The following is a 19,757-nucleotide window of genomic DNA, read 5'->3' on the forward strand; positions in this document are numbered from 1 at the left end:
ATGAATATGTTCGCAAACTCGGCGAACAAAGCGACAGTTCTGTGGCTGAAGTGTACGCTGATTATTAAATCAGGAGTTGTGAAGGGGCTGGTCGCGAGCGACAACTGGGCGGACAAAAAAACCCTCGCGACGTTTCCGTCGCGAGGGCCTTGTTTCTAGCTTGCCGGCCGGCTCAAGCCTGTGCGAAGGCGCCGTGGCAATGCTTGAACTTCTTGCCGGAGCCACAGGGGCAAGGCTCGTTGCGGCCGACATGACCCCAGGTCGACGGGTCGGTCGGATTGCGGTTTTCCGGGGCGACAACCACTTCCGAGGCCAGGAACGCGGGCGCGAAATCGTCTTCGCCCGTATTCGGATCGAGGTGGTGCGCCTGCATGAACGGAGGTTCCGGCTCCGCAGGTGCCTGCTGCACGAGTTCGACGCGCATCAGCTGTGCGGTGACGGCTTCACGCAGGTTGTTCAGGAGCGAGGTGAAGAGCTCGAACGCTTCCGACTTGTATTCCTGCAGCGGATCGCGCTGTGCGTAGCCACGGAAGCCGATGACGGAGCGCAGGTGGTCGAGGTTGACGATATGCTCGCGCCACAGGTGGTCGAGCGTCTGCATGACGATCGAGCGCTCGACATAGTGCATGATGTCGTCGCCAAAGCGTTCGGCCTTTTCCGTGAAAGCCGCATTGGATGCTTCCGTCAGGCGCTCGCGAATGCTGTCCTCGCCGATACCTTCCTCCTTAACCCAGTCCTCAACCGGCAGATCGAGGTTGAGCAAGGCTGCTGTCCGCTCCTTCAGGCCAACGGCATCCCACTTCTCGGCATAGGCGCGCTCGGGGATGTGCTTCTCGACGAGATCGTCGATGACCTCGCGGCGCATGTCGGAGACGGTTTCGGAAATATTGGCCGCTTCCATCAACTCGAGGCGCTGTTCGAAGATCACCTTGCGCTGATCGTTCAGGACGTCGTCGTATTTCAGGAGGTTTTTGCGGATGTCGAAGTTGCGGGCTTCGACCTTCTTTTGCGCGCGCTCCAGAGCCTTGTTGATCCAGGGATGAACGATGGCTTCGCCCTCCTTGAGACCGAGCTTCTGCAGCATGCTATCCATGCGGTCGGAACCGAAGATGCGCATCAGGTCGTCCTGAAGCGACAGGTAGAACTTGGAACGGCCAGGGTCGCCCTGACGGCCGGAACGGCCGCGCAGCTGGTTGTCGATGCGGCGGCTCTCGTGGCGCTCGGTCGCGATGACATAAAGGCCACCGGCGGCAAGTGCCTGCTCCTTGAGCTGCTTGATCTCTTCGCGGATCCCTTCGATCTTTGCGTCGCGCTCGGGGCCGGGCTCGATCTCGCCAAGATCGCGTTCGACACGCATTTCAAGGTTGCCGCCGAGCTGAATGTCCGTACCGCGGCCCGCCATGTTGGTGGCGATCGTTACCGCACCCGGCACGCCGGCCTGCGCGACAATATACGCTTCCTGCTCGTGGTAGCGGGCGTTCAGGACCTGGAAGTCCTTGAAGCCCTGCTTGCGCATCATCTCGGCGAGCAGTTCCGACTTTTCGATCGAGGTCGTGCCGACGAGAACCGGCTGGCCGCGCTTCTGAGCGTCCGCGATCTCGGCAATGATAGCCTTGTATTTCTCTTCAAAGGTCCGATAGACCTCGTCGTCTTCGTCGGTACGCTTGATCGGCAGGTTGGTCGGCACTTCGACAACCTCGAGGCCGTAGATGTTGCCGAATTCTTCCGCTTCCGTCTGCGCCGTACCGGTCATGCCGGCGAGTTTGCCGTACATACGGAAGTAATTCTGGAAAGTGATCTGCGCCAGCGTCTGGTTTTCCGGCTGGATGGTCACCCTTTCCTTGGCTTCCAGAGCCTGGTGCTGGCCTTCCGAGTAGCGGCGGCCCGGCATCATGCGGCCGGTGAACTCGTCGATGATGACGATCTCGTCGTTGCGGACAATGTAGTCCTTGTCGCGCTGGAACAGCTTGTGGGCCTTGAGCGCGTTGTTGACGTGGTGGACGATCGCCACGTTCTCGATGTCGTAGAGCGACTGGCCCTTCAGCAGGCCAGCCTGGCGCAACAGGTTTTCCAGCTTCTCGGTGCCTTCTTCGGAGAAGTTGGCTGAGCGCTGCTTTTCGTCGATCTCGTAGTCGCCTTCGCTCAGTTGCGGAATGAAGGCGTCGATCGTGTTGTAGAGGTCGGAGCGGTCGTCCAGCGGACCGGAAATGATCAGCGGCGTGCGCGCTTCGTCGACGAGGATCGAGTCCACTTCGTCGACGATCGCGAAGTTGTGGCCGCGCTGGACCATCTGGTTCTTCTCGTACTTCATGTTATCGCGCAGATAGTCGAAGCCGAGTTCGTTGTTGGTCGCGTAAGTGATGTCGCAGTTATAGGCGGCAGCGCGCTCCTCGTCCGACAGGCCGTGGACGATGACGCCCGTGGTCAGGCCGAGGAAGCCATAGATCTTGCCCATGGTCGCGGCGTCGCGGCGGGCGAGGTAGTCGTTCACGGTGACAACGTGGACGCCCTTGCCGGCGAGTGCGTTCAAGTAGACCGGCAACGTAGCAACAAGCGTCTTGCCCTCACCGGTCTTCATTTCCGCGATGTCGCCGTCATGAAGGATCATGCCGCCGATCAGCTGTACGTCAAAAGGTCGCAGGCCGAGAACGCGGCGCGAAGCCTCGCGCACAACGGCGAACGCAGGCACAAGGATGTCGTCGAGCGTCTTGCCGTCTGCCAGCATCTTGCGGAATTCGACGGTCTGGGCAGCCAGCTGCTCGTCGCTCAAAGCCTTCGTCTTTTCTTCGATGGCGTTGATGGCTGCGACTTTCGGCTGGAAGGACCGCACGCGGCGATCATTGGCAGAGCCAAATATTTTGCGGGCTATACCGCCAAAGCTGACCATATGACTGGTCCTTTCTCAATAATATTCCCCGGCTTTTCTTATCCGCTGCCCGGCCGAATTTCAGGCACACGTCTCGAAACGCCAGGAAACTGTTCTGGACGCGAGGTTGCGTGACAGATAAGAGGGGGGTCGAATGATGTCAACGGATTTGGCTGATATACAAAGGCCACATTCCAGTGTTGATGGCTGTTTCAGGCTGAATTCACGAAGCTGAAGCCGGTGGGTGTAACTGTGAAGGGTTATTTGATGTTGAACTACAACAAAATCGCTGTGATGGCGTTCGCAACCTTCGTTGCGTTCCAGGCGCCGGTCCGTGCGGAAGACAAGCCGGATGCCGTCGTCGCCAAGGTCGGCGATGTCGAGATTCATCAGTCCGATCTCGATCTGGCCGTTGCCAATCTCGACCCGCAGCTCGCCCAGCTGCCGGACGACCAGAAGAAGATCGCCGCCCTGTCCGCCGCCATCGACGTCAAGCTGCTGGCGCTGGACGCAACGGCCGAAAAGCTCGACCAGAACGCCGAATTCAAGAAGCGCATGCAGTATCTCGCTGATCGCGAACTGCACAACGCCTACTTCAAGAAGCACGTCGTCGACACGGTGACCGACGCGGACGTCAAGGCGCGCTACGACAAGGAAGTCGCAGCACTTCCGAAGCAGGAAGAAGTTCACGCCCGCCACATTCTCGTGAAGACCGAGGACGAGGCCAAGGACGTCATCAAGCAGCTGGACGCCGGCAAGAGCTTCGCGGATCTGGCGAAGGAAAAGTCCACCGATCCGAACAAGGCTGACGGTGGCGATCTCGGCTATTTTACCAAGGGCCGCATGGTCAAGGAATTCGAAGAGGCCGCCTTCGCCCTTGACAAGGGCACCTACACCAAGACCCCCGTGAAGACCGATTTCGGCTATCACGTTATCCTGGTCGAAGATAAGCGCGACGCCGCTCCACCAGCCTTCGATCAGGTCAAGGACCAGGTTCGCCAGCTCGTCATGCGCGACAAGTACCTTGCGCTTCTCGCCACTGCCAAGGAAAAGTCCAAGGTCGAGATCACCGACGAAGCGCTGCGCAAGGGCTATGACGACGCCAACAAGCAGCCGCAGCCGGGTGATGAACCCGCCGCGCAGCCGCAGCAGTAAAATCCAAAGTTCAGGGCCCGGTTCTTCCGGGCCCTTCACTATAGCAGTTGTCGTATTTCCGCAGGGCGAGCCGGCTTATACTTCGCCCTGAAAATCCTTCCAGCCACCAGGTCGATTGCCATGTCCGGTTCCGTTTCTCCGCTCGCTCCGAAATCATATGCCAATGTGCCCGCCCTGAGCGGCGTGCGCATGGCCACTGCCTCAGCCGGCATCAAGTACAAGAACCGCACCGACGTACTGATGATGGTGTTCGACAAGCCGGCCGCAGTCGCGGGCGTTTTTACGCGCTCGAAGTGCCCTTCGGCGCCGGTCGATTTCTGCCGCGCAAACCTGCCGCATGGCACAGCACGCGCTGTCGTCGTCAATTCCGGCAATGCGAATGCTTTCACTGGTTTGAAGGGGCGCGACGCGACTGCCCTGACGGCAAAGTCGGCGGCGGCTGCCGTCGGTTGCGGCGAGAACGAGGTCTACCTCGCGTCGACCGGTGTCATCGGGGAACCGCTGGACGCGACGAAGTTCTCTGGCGTTCTCGACCAGATGCACAAGGATGCGACCGGTGACTTCTGGTTCGAGGCCGCCAAGGCGATCATGACCACAGACACCTATCCGAAGGTCGCCACCCGCAGTGCCGAGATCGGCGGCGTGAAGGTGACGATCAATGGCATTGCCAAGGGCGCCGGCATGATTGCGCCTGATATGGCGACCATGCTTTCCTTCGTGGTCACCGATGCCGATATTGCTCCCGCCGCCTTGCAGTCGCTCCTATCCGCGGGCGTTGATCCGACGTTCAATTCGATGACGGTCGACAGCGATACCTCGACCTCTGATACGTTGATGCTGTTTGCCACCGGCGCGGCTGCCGAGTACGGTCAGGCTCGGGTCGAGAGCGCCGATGACGCCCGCCTTGCCTCGTTCCGCGCTGCGCTCAATGATCTTCTGAAGGATCTTGCCCTGCAGGTCGTGCGCGACGGCGAAGGTGCGACGAAGATGCTGGAGATCACGGTGACTGGGGCCGAAAGCGATGCTGCGGCCAAGAAGATCGCGCTGTCGATCGCCAATTCGCCGCTGGTCAAGACCGCGGCCGCCGGCGAGGACGCCAACTGGGGCCGTATTGTCATGGCCGTCGGCAAGTCCGGTGAAATGGCCGACCGCGATCGGCTGGCTATCTGGTTCGGCGATGTGCGTGTTGCCGTCAACGGCGAGCGCGACGCCGTCTATTCCGAGCAAGCTGCAACCAACGTCATGAAAAAGCAGGATATTCCTGTGAAGGTCGACATCGGTCTTGGAAACGGCACCGCCACGGTCTGGACGTGCGACCTTACAAAGGAGTATGTCGCCATCAACGGTGACTACCGGAGCTGATTTTTCATTGACTGAAGCATTATCCAAGAAGGCAAATCTGCCACTCGTGCGCAGGCTGGAGGCTGTCGGCTTCCGGGCTTGGCCAGCCTCATCCGTGCAGTACGACGGCAGTTGGCAGATACGGCTGACGGCGGGGCATCCGTCCAATCGGCTGAATTCGATCGTGCCGCTCGATCCTTCAGATCACCGCGATGTCGAAATCCGTCTTGCCAAGGCAGGCCGCAAGTTCGAAGCCTATGGCCGCCCGGCAGTTCTGCGTCAGACGCCGCTCGCCTCGCCGGTATTGATCGACCTCGTGCGGGAACAGCAGTGGTCATCCTTCGACGAGACGATCGTCATGACCTGCGATCTTGCGCATGCGGAACTGCCGGATACGCTCGATCATCTGCCGACTCACGATATTGGCCGCTTCGTGGATGCCAATCTGGCAACCGACGGCGTCTCGTCCAAGCTCAAGCCGGCGCTCGCCGAAATCATCAATGCGATCAAGCCGCCGTCGGGCCTGTTCATGATCGAAGATGCGGAAACGGGGCCGCTTGCGACTGTTCTCTGCGTTCAGGACAACGACCTCGCCGGCATCATGTCGCTCTCCGTCGCCAAGGAGCGCCGCCGCGAGGGCCTTGGCATGGAAATCCTGACATCGGCCCTGCGCTGGGCCAGGATGCGCACCGCCCGTTCCGCCTGGTTGCAGGTGAAGGCGACGAACGCTCCGGCCCTGGCACTCTACGAACGGCTCGGCTTCCGTGAAGCCTACCGCTATTCCTACTGGCGGCAGGAGCCGTCACGATGAGCGAGGCAGCCCGAAACATCCTTCTCGTTGCCGCTTGTGCCCTGATCGATGCCGACGGGCGAATTCTGTTGGCGCAACGCCCCGAGGGAAAATCGCTTGCGGGGCTTTGGGAGTTTCCCGGTGGCAAAGTGGAGCCGGGCGAGACGCCGGAGGCATCATTGGTGCGCGAGCTTCACGAGGAGCTCGGGATCACGACCAAGGTCGCCTGCCTGGCGCCCCTGACTTTCGCGAGCCATACCTATGAGAAATTCCATCTGCTGATGCCGCTCTATGTCTGCCGGCGCTATGAAGGAATTCCGCACGGGAAAGAGGGGCAGGCGTTGAAATGGGTGAAGCCGCAAGCTCTGCGCGACTACCCGATGCCGCCCGCTGACGAGCCCCTGATCCCGATGTTGCAGGATTTACTTTAGGAACTTCTGATTATTATCCTATAAGCGTCCAATTTGGGTGTGGATATTAATCGATCGTTTAACACCTTCTGCCAAATATCGGCCTCAATCAAGCAACTGGCGTGTGTGTAGAAGGCTTGACGCATGGACGACGATTTCTGGAAAGCTGTTAGAGAGAAAGAACAGGCCTCGACTGGATCGAGCAGAACGGGAGTGCTGAATATTGCGCTGCTGTTTGGCACGGCCGTTGTTGCCCTGACTTTGATCTTGACGCCGATGCTTGCTGACAAGTCCAGGTCGAGCGTCTTTGCCAGCGCGCCGTCGGAATTCGATACGATGACAACGGGCTCGATACCGAAGACCGAGAACGGCAAACGCTACACGATCCGCCGCAGCGTGCTTCAGGAAACGCCGGGTTCTGTTTGCGTGGTTCAGGGTTACGGAAGCGGAGCTGGTTGCTGATACTGGCGTTGCTGCCGCGGCAGACGCAACGTGATGAAGGACTGCCGCTTTAGCGCCGAGGTTGGCATGCGACTAATAAGGGCATTTCTGGCAGACGTCCGTGGCGCGGCCGCGATCGAATACGGCCTGATTGCGGCCCTCATATCCGTGGCTCTCATCGGTGGAGCGCGGGCGCTTGGTGGCGATATCAACGGCCTTTTGAGCAATATCGCCAACCAGTTCCCGAACTGAGCCGATTTCTACTGCTTCAGCTTATGCTCCTCGACCTTCAACGCATCGGCGAGCCTCACCTTCGCCGATCCTGGGCGAAGCGGCTTCTGCTGGCTTTCGTGCGGTGCCCATCCCGAGACATAGATGATCGAGAAGGTTGCCCTGATCCGGCCGTCCGGATCGGCGTATCGCTCGGCATAGATTTCAGCCGCCCGTAGGAAGAAGGCGCGCGTCAGAGGTTTGCGGCTGCGCGCAAGAAGCGGATTGGTCATTCCCATCGCCCGCAGGTCTTTCATCAGCGGAAAGATCGAGTCGTAGCGGACCGTATAGGTCTCTGCATCGATCACGGGCAGGGCGAAACCGGCGCGCTGCATGAGACCGCCGACGTCGCGCACGTCGGCGAAAGGGATGACCCGTGGGCTCGCACCTCCGGTCATTTCGATTTCTGTCGCCAGCAGGATCTCGCGAAGCTCCTGCAATGTGCCCGATCCAGGGATCGCGGCAAGAAAGAGCCCATCGGGTTTCAAGGCGCGACGGATCTGGATGAAGACGCCCGGCGTGTCGTTGGTCAAGTGAAGGCTGAGCGGGGCCAGCACGAGGTTTGCCGACTGTGGCTCCAGGGGAACCTCTTCCAGAGCAGCCTCGATGATAGCCTCGCCCGCTTCCGCATAGGCGTGCTCGCTTTCGACCCGTGTCAGTTGCCTGACCTTGCCGGTTGCGATCGCAGCGCGGGCCGCAGCCCCGGTGGCGCCATGCAGCTCGACCGCATGTTCGAAGGTCCGTTCGACCACGGCAAGACGCTCGCCGAGTTCTTCCGCGGCGATATCGAGAAGGAAGGTCGCCTTAGGGTCATGGTGGAGACGGGCGCGATGCCGGTTTACTGCGATCCGGGCCTGGTCGAAGATCATATCCATGGCGCAGTGCATAGTCCCGCAGAACCGGTGCTGCAAGGCGATTTTCCTCGAAGGCGAAACGCGCTAAGCTTTCGCGAGAGGGTTGGGGCAGTGGGGGCTTGGGAGACGACGATCGCCTATGAAGTTGGATGGGACGCTTCTAATGCGTCCCTTCGGGCGCTTGGTCGACCTTGTCTATCCGCCGGGATGCGTGGTTTGCGGCATCACCACCGGTCGCCACAACGGCCTTTGTCCGACGTGCTGGTCCGGACTGCGCTTCATCGAACGGCCGTATTGCGAAATCCTCGGGATACCGTTCTCGCATGATCTCGGTTCCGGCATTCTCAGCTCCGAGGCGATTGCCAATCCGCCGCCGTTCGACCGGCTGCGGTCAGCCGCCTTTCATGACGAGCCGGTGCGCCAGTTGGTGCATGGCCTGAAATACCGCGACCGAACAGATCTCGCGCCAATGATGGCCGAATGGATCATACGCGCGAGTGACGGGATGGTGGAGCGGTGTGACGCCATCCTGCCGGTACCGCTGCATCGAAGCCGCATGTTCTCGCGCAAATTCAACCAGGCTGCAGAGCTGGCGCGTCATCTGGCGCAGCGATCCGGAAGGGCGCTTCTGCCGGCAACGCTGATGCGCGTCAAACGCACCCGCCCTCAGGTGGGTCTCGGCGCAGAGGCGCGCGAGGAAAATGTTCGCGGTGTCTTTGCCATTGCCAAGGCGCGGGACAACGACGTCTTCGGCAAGCGGCTTGTCCTTGTCGATGATGTCTACACGACCGGTGCCACGGTTGCCGCGGCGGCAAAAAGTACTGCGCAAGGCCGGAGCGGCGGACATCACGGTTTTGACCTTTGCAAGGGCTCTTTCAGAAACTATATGACGAAAAGATAACCGTATTGTCTGGAGACCCCATGGCACCCGTGACCATTTATACGCGCCAAGCCTGCGGCTACTGCGCGCGTGCCAAATCGCTGCTGTCCGAAAAGGGCGTGGATTTCGTCGAGCACGATGCGACCTTTGCGCCGGAACTTCGCCAGGAAATGATCGGCAAGGCCAACGGCCGCACGACGTTCCCGCAGATTTTCATTGGCGAGCAGCACGTCGGCGGATGCGATGATCTCTATGCGCTGGATCGGGCCGGCGGGCTTGATCCTCTGCTTGCCGCGTAAGGAAGTGCGATGACGTTTATGGCTGCCGCCATCCAGATGTGCTCCGGCGTCGATCCCGAGAGGAACGCTGCCGCGATGGCGCGCCTCGTCCGCGACGCTGCGGGCCAGGGCGCGATCTATGTGCAGACACCTGAGATGACAGGCATGCTGCAGCGCGATCGTGCCGCTGCCAAGGCACTGCTTCGCGACGAAACCAATGACGTCATCGTGCGGACGGGTTCGGAATTGGCCCGGGAGCTCGGCATCTTCATGCATGTGGGCTCGACCGCTATTGCGCTCGATGACGGCAAGCTTGCCAACCGCGGCTACCTCTTCGGGCCTGATGGCAAGATCCTTAATCGTTACGACAAGATCCATATGTTCGATGTCGATCTCGACAACGGCGAAAGCTGGCGCGAGAGCGCTGCCTACCGGCCGGGGTCCGAGGCGCGCGTGTTGTCGCTTCCCTTTGCTGAAATGGGCTTTGCGATCTGTTATGACGTTCGCTTCCCCACCCTTTTCCGCGCCCAGGCTGTTGCCGGCGCCGAAGTGATGACGGTGCCTGCTGCCTTCACGAAGCAGACCGGCGAAGCACATTGGGAAATCCTGCTTCGGGCACGCGCGATCGAGAATGGCGTTTTTGTGATTGCCGCTGCTCAGGCCGGGCGCCACGAGGACGGGCGTGAGACCTTTGGTCATTCGATGATCGTCGATCCCTGGGGCCGCGTTCTGGCTTCGGCCGGGCCGGAGGGCGAAGCCGTCATCCTTGCCGACATTGATACGGCGGCCGTCAAGTCAGCTCATGACAAGATTCCCAATCTGAAAAACGGCCGTGATTTCTCAATCGAGAGGGTTCCAGGGGCAGTCGCAGGAGGCGTGGCCGCTTGATCCGTTATTCGCTGCGTTGTGAAAATGCCCACGAATTCGAAGGCTGGTTTTCCGAAAGTGCCGATTTCGATCGCCAGATCGCATCAGGATTCCTGACCTGTCCCGCCTGCAACTCCGCATCCATCTCCAAGCTCCTGATGGCGCCTTCGGTTTCGACGGCGCGCAAGAAGGATGAAATGCAGACGCTGGCGATGGATACGATGCGGCGTGACGCGTTCCAGAAGCTGAAAGAGGCTGTTGCGACGATCAGGGCCAATTCCGAGGATGTCGGAACGCGGTTTCCCGAGGAGGCCCGCAAGATACATTACGGGGAAAGCGACGCCCGCGGCATCATCGGGCAGACCACGATGGATGAGGCCCAAGCGCTTTTGGACGAAGGCATCGAAATCGCTGCCCTGCCTGTTTTGCCCGACGATGTGAATTGAGCTAGTGCGCGCTGTAGGCGCCATCCACGAGATGGTAGCTGCCGGTGATGAAGCTTGCCTGCTCCGACAATAAGAAACAGACGAGAGCTGCCACTTCTTCGGGCGTGCCGCGCCGGCCCATCGGCTGCAGTGCTTCCATGCGACGGCTGCTCGCAATATCACGATGTTCCGATGAGAGTGGTGTCTCAATCCAGCCGGGACCGACCGCATTGATGCGGATTCCCAGGCGGGCATATTCTATCGCCGCCGCCTTTGTCAGTCCCACGACGCCGTGTTTAGCCGCCGTATAGGCGCATGCGATCGGCAGTGCGACGGCACCGAGCACGGAGGATACATTGACGATCGCACCGCCGCCGCGGGCCAGCATCGCTCCGATCTCGTATTTCATGCAGTAGAAAACGCTGTTGAGGTTGACGTCCATCAGCTTGTGCCAGTTGTCGAGCGGATAATCTCCCGTCGCCCTGCGCACGCCGTCGACGCCGGCATTGTTGACCGCAAGATGGAGGCCGCCGCAGGTTTCCGCGACCGTTTTGACCAGCTTTTCAACAGCTGCAGCATCGGTCACGTCGACCGCAAAATGGCGAGATTTGCCTCCTTTTTCGCGAATCTCCGTTGCAACCCGCTCCGCTGCTTCGACATTGATATCGGCGACGACAACTTCCGCGCCCTCCTCGGCCAACTGACGGGAGATGGCCGCGCCAATGCCTGAGCCGGCGCCGGTGACGATCGCTACTTTTCCTTCGAAACCAAGATTCATCGTTATTTGCTATCGCTCCCCTGCGACAAGATCAATTCAAACGCGAACAGCTGCCAACCTCCCGGAAGCCCCCGCGATACGCGCCGGCGCCGCGGCGCGAAGCGTCTCAACCTAGCTTCGCGGCGCCCATTGCCGCAAGAGGCGCCCTCCGACAGGGCGACATTATGAAGAACTTATACAACGACAGGGAGGTTTCTGCACAGAAGAGCGCTTGAGCGGTCCACCGATGACTTGGCCTGAATACAACAGGATGCTAAAGGAAAGCGATAGGGCTCACCATAATCAGCAGGTAACGATGGATAACGACCATATTACGCGCCGTGGCCTAGTCTTGGGCTGTGTGGCATTGATGACCTCTGGATGCACCACGGCGAGTTGGCCGATAGGGTCTCCCTTTTCTTCGAATGGCGTCAGCTACCGCAACCGGCGGCGTGAGGTTGCATATTCGGGCGGCGAGGCGCCGGGCAATATCGTCGTCAACACCTACGAACGTTACCTCTACTACGTTGAGGACGAAGGCCGCGCGACACGCTATGGCGTGGCAGTCGGCGAGGAAGGTCTTACTCTGAAGGGCAATGCCGTTGTCGGGCGGAAGGCCGAGTGGCCATCGTGGACGCCGACCGCGAGCATGATCGAACGCAAGCCGCGTTTGGCGCAGTATGCTGGGGGCGTTCCCGGAGGGGAAAACAACCCTCTGGGCGCCGCGGCGCTTTATCTTTACCAAGGCGGGCGGGATACCTATTTCCGGATCCACGGAACGAACGAGCCCTGGCTGATCGGACAGGCCGTGTCGAATGGTTGCATCCGCATGACCAATGAAGACATCGTTCACCTCTACGGCCGGGCGCCCATTGGGACCGGCGTTTTGGTCATATGATACTTACATTTTGTATCGATATTGCCACCCTCTGTTAGCTTTGCGCGTCGCCTGTGCGACGCGACGGCTAGGTGTGCCCTTTCTGCACTTGGCTTGTCGCTAATTTACCGCTATTAGTAGAATCGTTGCCTTCGATAACCTATTCCATGCTAACGGAGAGGAACTACTTGATGAGCAGAATCCTAATCATGTGCCTTGTTGCTTTGTTTTCCGTTTCGAGCCTGACGGCTTGCGGAGCAGTTGGTAAGGGCAAGGGCAAAGCCCCGCCACCGGTGGCAGAAGCCCCGATCACCAAGTAACATATGACTTTTGAGTAAGGGGGAGGGACTTTGCGGCCCCTCCCCCAAATCGTTGTCGGAGCCAGGCTGCCTAATGCGCAAATGCGCAACCCTAGGCTGGCATTTCTGTTTGGGTGTCTGTGCTCTTCGATCTCGGAGATGAAGCGTAGCATGACGCTTGCTAAAGGCCACCTATCCCTCCTGATTCTCACCGCGCTCGCGCTCACATCCTGCCAATCTGACGACAAGCCACCGCAACCGAGGTACACCTCGAACGCCAGCGGTGCACAAGTCGCTAAAGCCTCCCAGCGCGAGGGGCAGTATTTCATCGAATTCCGTTCACGCTATGCGCTGACCTATGGCCATACCTATGCGGTGTTCGGGCGCCTGAACAAGGCTGGCGGAATGATCAATCCGCAGGTCGCCGGGCTTGCGCCGGCTTCTCCCGACGCCGCGCCTTACGTACTCGGGCATTTCATCCCCGTTCCGGCGTCGACCGGGGCCACGGATGGCGATCTTGAAGAAGCCTATCGTTCGGCAAGCTGGCGCATCCTGCTCACCGAAGCGGAGTACAACAAGACCGTCGCTTACATTCGTGACCTGCAGGCCAAATCGAAGATGTGGCAGGCCACCGTTGACAATTGCAACAATTTCGTCGGCGAGATCGCAAGTTCCATGGGATACAAGACGCCTAGCATCTGGCTTCGTCCGCAAGAGTTCATTACAAAGCTCCGAGAGATGAATACGTGATGCGGAGCGAGCCGTCGGGTCGTTCGGCACCATCGATGGCAGGCGTAGAAGGGCTCCGGTGATCTGAATTGAGCGTCGCTCTCATTGGCAAAATCGTGTGGGTGCTTGGCATCATCGCCTGGTATGCCATTCGCTATCCTTCGGAACGCCGCGCGAGGCGCACGAGGGTCGTCAGCGACCGGCGCTCCGGTGTGGAGGCGGCGGGTCTTACGGCTGCGTTGATAGGGCTTGCCTTTATTCCAGGCTTCTACGTCGCAACCGGAAAGCCAGCAGCCGCCGACTACCCGGCTCATCTGTGGGCAGTGATTCTCGGTGCTCTATTGTTTTTCACGGCCATGTGGGTCTTCCGCAGGACGCACAAGGCGCTTGGCCGCAACTGGTCGATCACGCTGCAGATTCGCGAGAAACACGAGCTGATTTCCCACGGCCCCTACGCGCTCGTCCGTCATCCGATGTACACCTCCTTTCTGCTGATGGCGCTTGGCCAGGCCTTTCTGCTCGCGAATTGGGTCGTTGGGCTGGCGGGCCTGATCGGCTTCGCAGTCCTCTTCTTTTTGCGGGTAGACAAGGAGGAGCGGATGATGCTGGAGATTTTCGGTCCCGAGTATCGCGCCTACATGGACCGGACGAAGCGAATTATCCCCTACATCTACTAGAGGACGCAGGATGCGGGGACGCGCCGTCAAGCTTTCGCCATCACGACGTCTGGTCGGAGACCTGATGCGGTTCTCGATCGGCGTGCCGCGCGTCACGGTGCAGCGGCAGATGAAACTCGCGCCGCTACAGCAAGCGAGGATGGCGCAGCGGAGCAAGACGTCCTGGACGGTGTTGTTCCTGAAGGGCTATGCCCTTCTCAGCCAGGACGTGGCGGAGTTGCGGCGTGCCTATGTCAAGCTGCCCCGGCCGCAACTCTACGAATATCCGGTCAGTGTCGCCTCCGTTGCGCATGAGCGCGAGCATGAGGGCGAGCGAATCGTTCTGCTGAGCACGATCAAGGATCCGGAGCATCGGTCCATTGCCGAGATCGAGGGACATTTTCTTGCAGCCAGATCAAAGCCGATCCATGAGATCAAGGAATTCCGCAGGGCGCTGAAATTTGCGCGCGCACCCGGCCCGATCCGATGGCTCCTGATGTGGCTTGGGCTGAACCTTGGCCGTCAGCGCGGACGGCGCTTCGGCACATTCCAGCTGTCGGTCTATTCGGGCCTGGGGGCGGAGTCGTTGAACCCTCTAACGCCGCTGACCACCATTTTCAATTATGGCCCGATTTCCGAAGACGGAACGGTCACCGTGCGCATCCACTATGATCACCGGGTCATGGATGGCGCGAACGTTGCCCGTGCGCTCGTTCGCTTCGAAAGTATCCTGAATGGGGCGATTGCCGACGAAGTCCGCGGGATGGCTTCAGGCGAAGCGATCCCCGATGGGGCGGTGTCGGGGATGGCACCATGACAGACGAACAGCGTGAAGCATTGCGCCCCGCCGTCGTTGTGGTCGGTGGGTCCCGTGGCATCGGCCGGGCGATTGCCAAGGTGGCGGCCCGAGAAGGTGCGACGGTCGTCCTCGTTGCGCGGTCGCTGGATGGACTGGCGGCGGCTGCGGATGATGTGAAAACGGCAGGCGGCCAAGCATTCACCCTCTCGCTCGACCTGCTTGCGGCCGACGCATCGGCGCGGCTGAAGGACTTCCTTACGGCCAACGGCCTTGTTTGCGAGGTGCTGGTCAACAGCGCCGGCTATGGTTTGCGCGGTGCAGCAACGACACTGCCGATTGCCGACCAGCTTGGCATGGTCGACCTCAACATCCGGGCGCTCACTGACATGACGCTGCACTTCCTGCCGGGTATGGTGGCGCGTGGCCGCGGCGGCGTGCTCAATCTCGGCTCCATTGCGGGTTTCACGCCGGGTCCGAACATGGCACTGTACTACGCCAGCAAGGCCTTCGTCCGCTCCTTCTCGGAGGCGCTGCATCAAGAGGTCAGATCAACCGGCGTGAGGGTTACCTGCGTTGCGCCTGGGCCCGTTGCGACGGAGTTTCTGGAGCGGTCTGGTGCTGGTCAGGCGGCTCTGTTCAAGATCCTGCCCAAGCTCAGCTCTGACTATGTGGCCGAGCGCGCCTGGCGCGGGTTCAAAGCCGGACGCCGTCTGGTGATTCCAAGCCTTTCGGCGAAGCTGGTCGCCTTCGTGGCATCGTCGCTGCCATCGGCCGTGAAGGTGCCCTTGATCGGTCGCCTGCAACGGCGCAGTCGCGACCTGTGTCCATGCGGCTCGGGCAAGCCTTTCAAGGACTGCTGTGGCTCGAGACAGGCGCGTCGAGGGGTCTGACCCTCGCGACCTATATTAGCCAGGGCGTTTCGCCAGCATCATGTAGTTCACATCCATGTCCTTCGACAGATTCCACTGGTTTGACAGCGGATTGAAGAAGACGCCCGTGCGATCGATGATCGAAAGGCCATTGTCCGCAACCGGCTTTTCGATCTCTTCGGGACGGACCAGCTTCTCATATTGATGAGTGCCGCGTGGCAGCCACCGCAGGATATTTTCTGCCGCAAAGATGGCGAGCGCGGCGGCCTTCATAGTCCGGTTGATCGTTGCGACGAACATCAAGCCACCCGGGCGAACCATCTTTGCGCAGGTGCCCAGGAAGAAATCGACGTCGGCGACGTGTTCCACGACCTCCATGTTGAGAACAATGTCGAAGGTTTCGCCGGCCTCTGCAAGCTGTTCGGCCGTGACGGCACGGTAATCGACGGATACGCCTGAGGCTTTCGCATGGGTCGAAGCGATGCCGATGTTCTTTTCCGATGGATCTGCACCGACGACGCTGGCACCCATGCGGGCCACCGGCTCCGAGAGCAAACCGCCACCGCAGCCAATGTCGAGGACGCGAAGACCCTCTAGCGGCCTTGGGGAACGAATGTCGCGGCCGAAGTTTTCCGCTGCCTTATCGCGAATATAGGCGAGCCGCACGGGGTTGAACTTGTGCAGTGGCTTGAACTTACCGGTGGGGCTCCACCATTCGGCCGCCATCGCCGAAAAGCGGTCCACCTCTTCCTGGTCGATCGTGCTTTTTGCCGCTTCGCTCATGCTTTTGTCCTCGCATTCGTTCTGAGTGAAGTCGGACGAAGCTGTGAGGAAGTCAAGAGCTGACCGCGGGCGTGGTCTCGCAAGCAACTCCCGGTGAAGGCGAAAGCCGTACTCCCTACACCAAGAAGATGAGAAGACGTTAAAGTTAACAATATGCTAATATACTGACAGTTTATCGGGGGTCGACCATGTCTCGCTTCTGTAGTGCTGTCGCTGCAGGTGTCTTCTTTGCTTTATTCGGTCCGCTGCAGGCTTTCTCCGCCGAGCCGGTTGGGCAGGCAACACTGATTCGAACCGAGGTTTCAGGCGAGACCGGCCCGCTGGTTGTGCGATCCCCCGTCCATAAGGACGAGCGCATCCGCACATCGCAGTCCGGCCTTGGACAATTCATCTTCAAGGATGGCACCAAACTAGCTGTCGGTGCGGGGTCGACGGTCGTGATCGACAAGTTCGTTTATGACGATTCGGCCTCCGTGAAGAGGCTTTCGATCAAGGCGGCGAAAGGCACGTTCCGCTGGATCAGCGGCAATTCAGCCTCGTCGGCCTACTCGATTGTAACTCCGGCCGGCACGATCGGGGTGCGCGGAACGGCGTTCGATTTCTACGTCGGCCCGAACGGTACGACGGCGATCGTGTTGTTGAACGGTGCCGCAAGTTTCTGCGGCCCAGGGGGCTGCAAGCAGTTGCGTCAGCAATGCGACTGCGTGGTCGCAACCCGCGGCGGCCGAATGACGGATCCGAGCAAGGTCGATCGCAGCACGCTGCAGACACTGAGTAATCCGCGAGCGTTGCCCTTCCTGTCCGGCGATCAGCAGCTTTCGGGCGCGCTCGGCGGCATTCGCACCAGTTGCGGGCTGGCGTCGCTGCGCCAGGACCGTCAGGACCGGCCCCAGCCGCAGCGGCAGGAGCGGCCGGCGCCGCAGGCACCCCAGGCGCCGCAGCAGGCGCCACAGGCACCTCAACCGTCCCAATTGCCGCAGACACCGCAACAGCCCCCGGACACGCCGGATCCACCCGACAAGCCGGACAAGCCTGATCACCATCACCACCACGACCGTGACCACCATCAAGACTGGGATCACCATCGCGGTTGGGATCACTTCGGTCGAGGCCCTTTTGACCGCGACCGTGGGCGCAATTGGCGATGATGAGACCACGATCGCGATGGGTCGTGGTCGTAAGAGCCGCAATCAGGGTTCGAGGTGAAGCTTGGTTTCATGCGGCAGAGCCGCGCCAATACCGTCATCGTCATTGCCGGGACTGTCACGGAAGTGGTCCGCCCGCCGCCCGAGGCGGCTATAGAATTGGGGCAGGGTCGCGGTTAGCTCGGCTGACTTAAGCTTGGCGATATTGAGCAGCTTGCGTGTCTCCGCCGAATGGGCGCGGAGCGCGGCGACAAGCTCCGTATGAATGCGATGCATCTCGGCAAATGCACTTGAACCGCGAACGTGCTCGCCACCGACAACGGCATAGAGGCGCGCCCGGCTGCTCTTGCCTTTCAGTCCGAGCAGGCCGGCGTCGAGGAGTGCGAAATGCGCCAGTTCGCCAGCCGTGGTTTCCGAGACGAGAATGTCGAAGCCAACTTCCTTGCAGGCGGATTCGATGCGCGCCGCGACGTTGACGGCGTCGCCGACGGCGGAATAGTTGAAGCGTGTTTCGGCCCCCATGTTGCCGACGCAGGCAAGGCCGGTGTGAATACCGACGCCGATACCGACCTGATACTCCGGGCCGAAACCGAAAGCATCGGATGCGTTGAGCGAAGCGAGCGTCTCACGCATGGCAAGGGCGGCGCGGACTGCCTTGGCAGGATGATTTTTGACGTCCACCGGGGCGTTCCAGAAGGCCATGATCGAGTCGCCGATGAATTTGTCGAGCGTCCCTTCATTGGCCGTCACGTGGCGGCTCAACGCATCGAGCAGCGTATTCAGGAAGCGGACGACTTCGGCTGGCTGCAGTCGTTCGCTGAGTTCGGTGAAGCCGCGCACGTCGACGAACATCACCGTCAGTTCGCGGTCGTCGCCGCCGAGCCGCATCGCATCGCGGCTGTGCTCGATCCGAAAGAGCAGCGAGGGTGAGAGATACTGCCCGAAGGCACGGCGGACTGCGCGCCGCTCGCGGTCGATAACGAGGATGCGGAAAGAGGTGGCGGCGAAATGGGTGATTGAGCCGGCAATGATCGGCGCGAGCGGATCGAGCAACAGGCCCCAGGCGGAAAAGGCAAACCAGGAGGCCGCAAGTGCCAATGCCGTCAAGCATAGGCCGCAGGCAAGCGCCACAGCCGGGCTGACGAAGGTCGTCAGCACCACCAGGAGCGTACCCAGTATGGCAATCGCAAGAATTTCCAGTCCATCCGCCCAATCGGGCCGGGAGAGAAAGTGGCCGGTCAGGATTTGTTCGACGGTTTGGGCATGCATGGAAACACCAGGGACGTTCTGGCCGAGCGCCGTCGTGCGGATATCCTGCAGACCAGCCGAGGATGTGCCGACAAAGACGATGCTTCCTTCGATGGCGGCAGCGACCTGCGGATCGACGCCTTGTGGCGCCAGGATCTTGCCGGCGGAGATATAGCGTTGCGGGACATCAGGACTTATATACAGCCACAACTCACCGCTCGCAGTCACCGGTATGACGAACTCACCGATCTTGACCGATGTCAGTGTATCGGGAGCCTCGGGGGCGGCTGCCAACACATAGGTCGAAGCGCCCTGGGCGACACGCAGCGCCTCGATCGCCAGATTCGGATAGAGCTGCTCCCCATCCGTCAGAAAGAGCGGGACCTTGCGTACGACAGCGGAGGGATTGCCGGGATTGAGGCTGATGTGGCCGAGACCTGTCGCATTGAGCTGCAATTGCGGGCGTACCGGTGTCGCTGCGTCGAGCCGGGGCGGCGCGTTGACGGGGCTCTCGCCGGTGAAAGCGAAGCCTGCTTTGACCGGTGGCCGATAGTTACCCTCCGTCGTCAGGCCGAAGCCGAGCACCACGGGGCGTCCGGCGATCGCTTGGGCGAAAAGCTCGTCATTGTCGGGTAGCCGGCTCAGCAACGTCGGGTCGACGCCGGCGACATCGCGCATGACAGTGCGCGGCGAGAGACGGTCCGGTTCTGCAAACAGCACATCGAAGGCGATCGCGGCGGCTCCCAGATCGGACAGGCGCTCCACGAGAAGCGCCAGCCGGTCGCGCGGCCAGGGCCACTGGCCGAATTCCTTGAGCGAGGCCTCGTCGATATCGATGATGCGGACCGGTGTCGGCTCAAAGGCGCGCGGTGAGATCCGCTGATATTCATCAAATGTGACGTCGCGGATTTGCCGCAGCAGTGGTGGATCGCTTGCCCGCAGCATCGTGAACGCCGCGACGATGGCGAGGCCAATAATAACGCCGATTTGCTGCGCACGCGTCATATGCAATCGGAGC

General features: G+C 60.6%; 21 protein-coding genes and 1 pseudogene. 17 read left to right on the top strand and 5 right to left on the bottom strand.

Going from position 1 to position 19,757, the window contains the following annotated elements:
* Positions 1–172: 172 nt before the first annotated feature.
* Entirely contained in the window at positions 173–2,887 is a 2,715-nt protein-coding gene (secA, locus tag RHIBUN_RS0124810; RefSeq protein WP_018857844.1) for a preprotein translocase subunit SecA, read from the bottom strand.
* A 246-nt stretch (positions 2,888–3,133) separates the two neighbouring features.
* On the opposite strand from secA, the gene RHIBUN_RS0124815 reads away from it, so the two are divergent.
* From RHIBUN_RS0124815 to RHIBUN_RS0124840, 6 genes are all read left to right on the top strand, one after another.
* Positions 3,134–4,021 carry a peptidylprolyl isomerase gene (locus RHIBUN_RS0124815; RefSeq protein ID WP_025661647.1) on the top strand — a complete coding sequence of 296 codons (888 nt, stop codon included), beginning with the start codon at positions 3,134–3,136 and terminating at the stop codon, positions 4,019–4,021.
* A gap of 120 nt (positions 4,022–4,141) precedes the next feature.
* Complete coding sequence (gene argJ / locus RHIBUN_RS0124820) at positions 4,142–5,383, top strand: bifunctional glutamate N-acetyltransferase/amino-acid acetyltransferase ArgJ (RefSeq protein WP_025661648.1); 1,242 nt, start codon at positions 4,142–4,144, stop codon at positions 5,381–5,383.
* Positions 5,384–5,390: 7 nt separating this feature from the next.
* Complete coding sequence (locus RHIBUN_RS0124825) at positions 5,391–6,173, top strand: GNAT family N-acetyltransferase (protein ID WP_018857847.1); 783 nt, start codon at positions 5,391–5,393, stop codon at positions 6,171–6,173.
* Positions 6,170–6,583, top strand: coding sequence for an 8-oxo-dGTP diphosphatase MutT (gene mutT, locus RHIBUN_RS0124830; RefSeq protein ID WP_025661650.1), 414 nt, complete (start codon positions 6,170–6,172; stop codon positions 6,581–6,583). The genes RHIBUN_RS0124825 and mutT overlap by 4 nt, the downstream gene beginning before the upstream one ends.
* Positions 6,584–6,706: 123 nt before the next feature.
* Complete coding sequence (locus RHIBUN_RS0124835) at positions 6,707–7,024, top strand: hypothetical protein (protein WP_018857849.1); 318 nt, start codon at positions 6,707–6,709, stop codon at positions 7,022–7,024.
* A gap of 66 nt (positions 7,025–7,090) precedes the next feature.
* Complete coding sequence (locus tag RHIBUN_RS0124840; RefSeq protein ID WP_025661651.1) at positions 7,091–7,255, top strand: Flp family type IVb pilin; 165 nt, start codon at positions 7,091–7,093, stop codon at positions 7,253–7,255.
* An 8-nt stretch (positions 7,256–7,263) separates the two neighbouring features.
* Here RHIBUN_RS0124840 and RHIBUN_RS0124845 read toward each other — a convergent pair whose 3' ends face one another.
* Complete coding sequence (locus tag RHIBUN_RS0124845; RefSeq protein WP_025661652.1) at positions 7,264–8,148, bottom strand: methyltransferase domain-containing protein; 885 nt, start codon at positions 8,146–8,148, stop codon at positions 7,264–7,266.
* A 118-nt stretch (positions 8,149–8,266) separates the two neighbouring features.
* On the opposite strand from RHIBUN_RS0124845, the pseudogene RHIBUN_RS33910 reads away from it, so the two are divergent.
* The 4 genes and pseudogenes from RHIBUN_RS33910 to RHIBUN_RS0124865 all read left to right on the top strand — a co-directional run bounded on the left by RHIBUN_RS33910 (position 8,267) and on the right by RHIBUN_RS0124865 (position 10,598).
* Positions 8,267–9,017 (top strand): annotated as a pseudogene (locus RHIBUN_RS33910) (ComF family protein).
* A 31-nt stretch (positions 9,018–9,048) separates the two neighbouring features.
* Positions 9,049–9,306 (top strand): glutaredoxin 3, encoded by a 258-nt coding sequence (gene grxC / locus RHIBUN_RS0124855; RefSeq protein WP_018857853.1) that lies wholly within the window; start codon positions 9,049–9,051, stop codon positions 9,304–9,306.
* A 9-nt stretch (positions 9,307–9,315) separates the two neighbouring features.
* Positions 9,316–10,173, top strand: coding sequence for a carbon-nitrogen hydrolase family protein (locus tag RHIBUN_RS0124860; RefSeq protein ID WP_025661653.1), 858 nt, complete (start codon positions 9,316–9,318; stop codon positions 10,171–10,173).
* On the top strand, positions 10,170–10,598 hold the full coding sequence (locus tag RHIBUN_RS0124865) for a DUF1178 family protein (RefSeq protein WP_018857855.1): 429 nt from the start codon (positions 10,170–10,172) through the stop codon (positions 10,596–10,598). Before RHIBUN_RS0124860 ends, RHIBUN_RS0124865 begins: the two co-directional genes overlap by 4 nt.
* A gap of 1 nt (position 10,599) precedes the next feature.
* Here the strand turns inward: RHIBUN_RS0124865 and RHIBUN_RS0124870 are convergent, their stop codons facing one another.
* Complete coding sequence (locus RHIBUN_RS0124870; RefSeq protein ID WP_018857856.1) at positions 10,600–11,355, bottom strand: SDR family NAD(P)-dependent oxidoreductase; 756 nt, start codon at positions 11,353–11,355, stop codon at positions 10,600–10,602.
* 295 nt (positions 11,356–11,650) lie between these two features.
* Between RHIBUN_RS0124870 and RHIBUN_RS0124875 the strand changes: the two genes are divergently transcribed.
* The 6 genes from RHIBUN_RS0124875 to RHIBUN_RS0124900 all read left to right on the top strand — a co-directional run bounded on the left by RHIBUN_RS0124875 (position 11,651) and on the right by RHIBUN_RS0124900 (position 15,584).
* The gene (locus RHIBUN_RS0124875) at positions 11,651–12,232 is read left to right on the top strand and encodes a L,D-transpeptidase (RefSeq protein WP_025661654.1); all 582 of its coding nucleotides are present in this window, start codon (positions 11,651–11,653) and stop codon (positions 12,230–12,232) included.
* A gap of 170 nt (positions 12,233–12,402) precedes the next feature.
* Positions 12,403–12,531 (top strand): hypothetical protein, encoded by a 129-nt coding sequence (locus RHIBUN_RS35670; protein WP_037075964.1) that lies wholly within the window; start codon positions 12,403–12,405, stop codon positions 12,529–12,531.
* 150 nt (positions 12,532–12,681) lie between these two features.
* Entirely contained in the window at positions 12,682–13,260 is a 579-nt protein-coding gene (locus RHIBUN_RS0124885) for a hypothetical protein (protein ID WP_018857858.1), read from the top strand.
* A 68-nt stretch (positions 13,261–13,328) separates the two neighbouring features.
* Positions 13,329–13,916, top strand: a complete 588-nt coding sequence (locus tag RHIBUN_RS0124890) for a protein-S-isoprenylcysteine O-methyltransferase (RefSeq protein ID WP_025661656.1) — start codon at positions 13,329–13,331, stop codon at positions 13,914–13,916.
* A gap of 10 nt (positions 13,917–13,926) precedes the next feature.
* On the top strand, positions 13,927–14,712 hold the full coding sequence (locus RHIBUN_RS0124895; protein WP_025661657.1) for a hypothetical protein: 786 nt from the start codon (positions 13,927–13,929) through the stop codon (positions 14,710–14,712).
* The gene (locus RHIBUN_RS0124900) at positions 14,709–15,584 is read left to right on the top strand and encodes an SDR family NAD(P)-dependent oxidoreductase (protein ID WP_025661658.1); all 876 of its coding nucleotides are present in this window, start codon (positions 14,709–14,711) and stop codon (positions 15,582–15,584) included. Before RHIBUN_RS0124895 ends, RHIBUN_RS0124900 begins: the two co-directional genes overlap by 4 nt.
* 15 nt (positions 15,585–15,599) lie before the next feature.
* On the opposite strand, the gene ubiG is transcribed toward RHIBUN_RS0124900, so the two are convergent.
* On the bottom strand, positions 15,600–16,346 hold the full coding sequence (gene ubiG, locus RHIBUN_RS0124905; RefSeq protein ID WP_025661659.1) for a bifunctional 2-polyprenyl-6-hydroxyphenol methylase/3-demethylubiquinol 3-O-methyltransferase UbiG: 747 nt from the start codon (positions 16,344–16,346) through the stop codon (positions 15,600–15,602).
* Positions 16,347–16,534: 188 nt separating this feature from the next.
* On the opposite strand from ubiG, the gene RHIBUN_RS0124910 reads away from it, so the two are divergent.
* A complete protein-coding gene (locus tag RHIBUN_RS0124910; protein WP_025661660.1) occupies positions 16,535–17,494 on the top strand; it encodes a FecR domain-containing protein in 960 nt (319 codons plus the stop codon).
* A 42-nt stretch (positions 17,495–17,536) separates the two neighbouring features.
* Here the strand turns inward: RHIBUN_RS0124910 and RHIBUN_RS0124915 are convergent, their stop codons facing one another.
* A complete protein-coding gene (locus RHIBUN_RS0124915) occupies positions 17,537–19,744 on the bottom strand; it encodes an adenylate/guanylate cyclase domain-containing protein (protein WP_025661661.1) in 2,208 nt (735 codons plus the stop codon).
* Between the last annotated feature and the right edge of the window lie 13 nt (positions 19,745–19,757).

Origin of the sequence: Rhizobium sp. IBUN, from assembly GCF_000510625.1 — a bacterium.
GTDB lineage: Bacteria > Pseudomonadota > Alphaproteobacteria > Rhizobiales > Rhizobiaceae > Rhizobium > Rhizobium altiplani.